Below are 4,602 nucleotides of genomic sequence, written 5' to 3'. Positions count from 1 at the left end.
AGCTCGGCGGGCCGGTGAACGCCGGCGGCCCGGCGCTCGACGACCTGGTGACGCGCATCGGCACCCGCATCGGGCTCGAAAACGTGCTGCGCTACCTGCCCGCCGACAGCCACATCCCCGAACGCGGCTTCTCGGCCGCCGCCGCCGCCTTCTCCACACCGGAGAGCGGCTGGAGCAGCCCGCGCCCGCGCCCGCTGCGGCTGTTCCCGCCGGAACCCATCGCCGCCAGCGGCCCGCACCCGCCCGCCCGCTTCCGCTGGCGCGCCATGACGCTCGCCACCGCCCGCGCCACCGGCCCCGAACGCATCGCCCCGGAATGGTGGCTCCCGGACGAGAGCTGGCGCCACGGCACCCGCGACTACTGGCGGATCGAAACCGGACAGGGCCGCCGCCTCTGGCTCTTCCACACCCCCGCGGCCCCCGGCTGGTTCGTGCAGGGTGAATTCCCCTGACCCCGCCCCCTCCTCCTACACCCGATCCGGAAACCCCCATCCCCAAACCACCCCGACCGCTCCACCACCCACACCCAACAAAGGCCCGACACCCGACCACCCCCGCACCACTGCACCCCCTTTCATCTTGCCCGACAAACTCCGGGGGAGTCCGCATCAGCGGACGGGGGCAGCGCCCCCTGCCACGCCAGCCACCCGAACAAAGCCCCGACACCCGACCGCCCCGCACCACCGCACCCCCTTCATCTTGCCCAACAAACTCCGGGGGAGTCCGCATCAGCGGACGGGGGCAGCGCCCCCAGCCACGCCAGCCAGACCATGACCCGATCCGCAGATCCTCCAGACCTCCCCACCGGCTATGCCGAGCTCTGCGTCACCTCGAACTTCACCTTCCTGACCGGCGCCTCCCACCCCGAGGAGCTGGTCCTGCGCGCCACCGAGCTCGGCCTCTCGGCCATCGCCATCACCGACCGCAACACGCTTGCGGGCGTCGTGCGCGCGTGGTCGGCGCTGAAGACCCTGCGCGAGGACGCGCAGGAGGCGCTGCGGGTGCGATCGAGCCACCAGACCGATCCCTGCTCGCGACAGGAGGTGGGCCAGCCGCAGGACCTCGCCATCCCGGCCGCGGAACTCCTGCCCCGGCTCATCACCGGCGCCCGGCTGGCGCTCATGGACGATCCCGTCGAATGGGTCGCCCTGCCCACTGACCGCGCCGCCTACGAGCGGCTGTCGCGCCTGCTCACCCTCGGCAAGCGCCGCGCCGAGAAGGGCCGCTGCGAGCTCACCCTCGCCGATCTCGAGACCCACGCGAAGGGCATGATCCTCATCGCCCTGCCGACCCGCGACCTCGCCCGCGCCGCCCGCCCGCTGCAGCGGCTGCAAAGGCGCTTTCCCGGCAGCGTCTTCCTCGGCGCCACGCCGCGCTACGACGGGTCGGACCAGGCCTGGTTCGACGCCTGCGCGAAGCTCGCGCTGCGCATGAACACCCCCATGGTGGCCGCGGGCGACGTGCTCATGCACCGCGCCGCGCGGCGCCAGCTTGCGGACGTGCTCACCTGCCTGCGCGAGGGCTGCACCATCGACGCCATCGGCACCCGCGCCCAGCCCAATGCCGAGCGCCGTCTCAAGGGCGCCCCGGACATGGCGCGGCTCTACCGCCGCCACCCCGCCGCCTTGCGCCGCACGCTCGAGATCGCCGCGCGCTGCGCCTTCGACCTCTCCGAGCTCAGCTACGACTACCCCGACGAGCACGACGGCCACGAGGCGCCGCAACAGCGACTGACCCGGCTCGCCCACGAGGGGCTCGCCCGGCGCTACCCGGGAGGGGTGCCCGACAAGGTGCAGATCCTGATGTCCAAGGAGCTGCGCGTGGTCGGAGAGCTGGGCTTCGCCGCCTATTTCCTCACCGTGCACGACATCGTGGCCTTCGCCCGCGGCCGCGGCATCCTCTGCCAGGGCCGCGGTTCGGCGGCGAACTCGGTGCTGTGCTACCTGCTCGGCATCACCGACGTCTCGCCCGACCTCATCGGCATGGTCTTCGAGCGCTTCATCTCGCGCTACCGCGGCGAGCCGCCCGACATCGACGTGGATTTCGAGCATGAGCGGCGCGAGGAGGTGATCCAGTGGATCTACGAAAAATACGGCCGCCACCGCGCCGGGCTCTGCGCCACGGTGATTCATTTCCGCACCCGCGCCGCGATCCGCGAGGTGGGCAAGGTCATGGGGCTGAGCCAGGACGTGACCGCCGCGCTCTCGGGGCAGATCTGGGGGCAGGCCCATGGCGGCGCCGACCCCGAGCGCATCCGCGAACTGGGGCTCGATCCGCAGGACCGGCGGCTCGCCCAGACCATCGGGCTGATCGGCGAGATCATCGGCTTCCCCCGCCACCTCAGCCAGCACGTGGGCGGCTTCATCATCACCGCGGGCAGGCTGGACGAGCTCTGCCCGATCGAGAACGCCGCGATGGAGGGACGCACGGTCATCGAGTGGGACAAGGACGACATCGACGCGCTCGGCATCCTCAAGGTCGACGTGCTCAGCCTCGGGATGCTGACCTGCATCCGCAAGTCCTTCGCCCTCCTGGAAAGCCACGAAGGCATCAGGCACACGCTCGACAGCGTGCCGCAGGAGGATCGCGCCACCTACCGGATGCTGCAGCGGGCGGACGCGGTCGGGGTGTTCCAGGTCGAGAGCCGGGCGCAGATGAACTTCCTGCCGCGGATGCAGCCCAAGACCTTCTACGATCTGGTGATCGAGGTCGCCATCGTGCGCCCCGGCCCGATCCAGGGCGGCATGGTGCAGCCCTACATCCGCCGCCGCCAGCAGCAGGAGAAGCCCGAGCCCTTTGGCCCCGCCCTGCACGAGGTCACCGCCAAGACCCTCGACACGCCGCTGTTCCAGGAGCAGGCGATGCAGATCGCCGTGGTCGGCGCCGGCTACACCGCGGAAGAGGCCGACCGGCTGCGCCGCTCGCTCGCCTCCTTCCGCCGCATGGGCACCATCGGCGAGCACCGCGACCGGTTCATCCGCGGCATGCTGCGCAACGGCTACGATCTGGACGCCGCGCAGCGCTGCTTCACCCAGATCGAGGGTTTCGCCGATTACGGCTTCCCCGAGAGCCACGCCGCCGCCTTCGCCATGCTGACCTATGTCTCGTCCTGGCTGAAGTGCCACCACCCGGCGATCTTCGGCTGCGCGCTGCTGAACTCGCAGCCCATGGGGTTTTACGCGCCGGCGCAGATCGTGCGGGACATGCGCGAGCACGGCATCGAGGTGCGGCCGATCTGCGTCAACCACAGCCAGTGGGACAACGTGCTCGAGCGACGCGCCGACGGGCGGCTGGCGCTGCGGCTGGGGTTCCGCCAGATCAAGGGCTTCCGCGAGGAGGACGCGGGCTGGATCGCGGCGGCGCGCGGCAACGGCTACCCCGACCCCGAGAGCCTGTGGCTGCGGGCCGGGCTGCTGCCCTCGGTGCTCGAACGGCTGGCCGAGGCCGATGCCTTCGCCGGCATGGGGCTGACCCGGCGCGACGCGCTCTGGCAGGTCAAGGCGATCCGGGCGCCGGCGCCGCTGCCGCTTTTCGCCGATCCGCTCGACGGCGAGGGGCTGCGCGAGCCCGACGTGGTGCTGCCGCCGATGCACCTGGGCGAGGAGGTGGTCGAGGACTACGTCGCCATGCGCCTGTCGCTGCGGGCGCATCCGATGGAGCTGCTGCGCCCGGACATCGACGGCATCCTGCCGCATTCCGAGCTGGTGACCGCGCCCTTGGGGCATGTCGCGGTCTGCGGGCTGGTGATCACCCGGCAGCGGCCGGGCACGGCCTCGGGGGTGATCTTCATGACGCTCGAGGACGAGACCGGCGTGTCGAACGTGGTGGTCTGGCCCAAGGTCTACGAGCGCTTCCGCCGGCAGGTGCTGGGCGGGCGGCTGCTGCGGGTGAGCGGCTATCTGCAGCGCGAGGGCATCGTAGTGCACCTGATCGCGCAGCGGATCGAGGACCTGTCCTCGCGGCTGGGCGAGCTCGGTCACCCGCTGGACGACGCCATCGGCATCACCAACCCCGCCGCCGACGAGGCCCCCCGCCCGCAACGCCCCGCCCCCAGCGCCCGGCACCCGCGCGAGCAGGCCAAGCGGCTGTTCCCGAGCCGGGATTTCCACTGATGTGGGCGCGTCCTGACAGGCCGCTGGAAAACTCCGGCTCCGAATGGCGAGGTCCACAGGTCCCCCACTCAGGCATAATCTCGTGGAGCCGAACGGTTTCGCTCGCGCCAGAGCACGATCAGCTCAGCGAAATCTGGCGTTCGATGACGCTTATCAGCAGCCTGCCAATCACAGACTTCCGGAAAGCGTGCTGCGCTCTGCCTCTGACGCGCAACGACGCCGAAACTCGTGGCCTCCTGTCGGGGTGGTGAAGGCTGGTCGCGTCGAGAGGCGGCCTGGTCGACGAACACGGCTGTCCAGCACCGTCTTCCAGCGTCCCATCGAGGCAGCGCTCGCGGGGCCGCGCATCGCGTAACCGGTCGCAAAGCCACCCCGCAAACCACCTCCCCGCTGGCACCAAACCTGCGCCCCTGCCCCACCGCCATCGCCGGCCCGCGGGATGGCGGTGCGACCTCCAAACCTCTCGATTTATCCCGGCCACATCCGAAGG

1 protein-coding gene and 1 pseudogene are annotated in these 4,602 nt (G+C 71.0%); both read left to right on the top strand.

Going from position 1 to position 4,602, the window contains the following annotated elements:
- Nucleotides 1–452, top strand: a pseudogene (locus HC022_RS19440) (DNA polymerase Y family protein); the annotation flags it as partial.
- A 318-nt stretch (nucleotides 453–770) separates the two neighbouring features.
- Nucleotides 771–4,112 carry an error-prone DNA polymerase gene (locus HC022_RS19435; protein WP_167453521.1) on the top strand — a complete coding sequence of 1,114 codons (3,342 nt, stop codon included), beginning with the start codon at nucleotides 771–773 and terminating at the stop codon, nucleotides 4,110–4,112.
- Nucleotides 4,113–4,602: the final 490 nt, after the last annotated feature.

The organism is Salipiger sp. HF18, assembly GCF_011806505.1.
GTDB lineage: Bacteria > Pseudomonadota > Alphaproteobacteria > Rhodobacterales > Rhodobacteraceae > Salipiger > Salipiger thiooxidans.
The sequence above is the reverse complement of the archived record's forward strand: the minus strand, read 5'-3'. Positions and strand labels throughout refer to the sequence as shown.

Bases quoted from the DNA above. Each gene is read 5' to 3' on its own strand.
- HC022_RS19435 (WP_167453521.1), top strand. From the start codon at position 771: ATGACCCGATCCGCAGATCCTCCAGACCTCCCCACCGGCTATGCCGAG.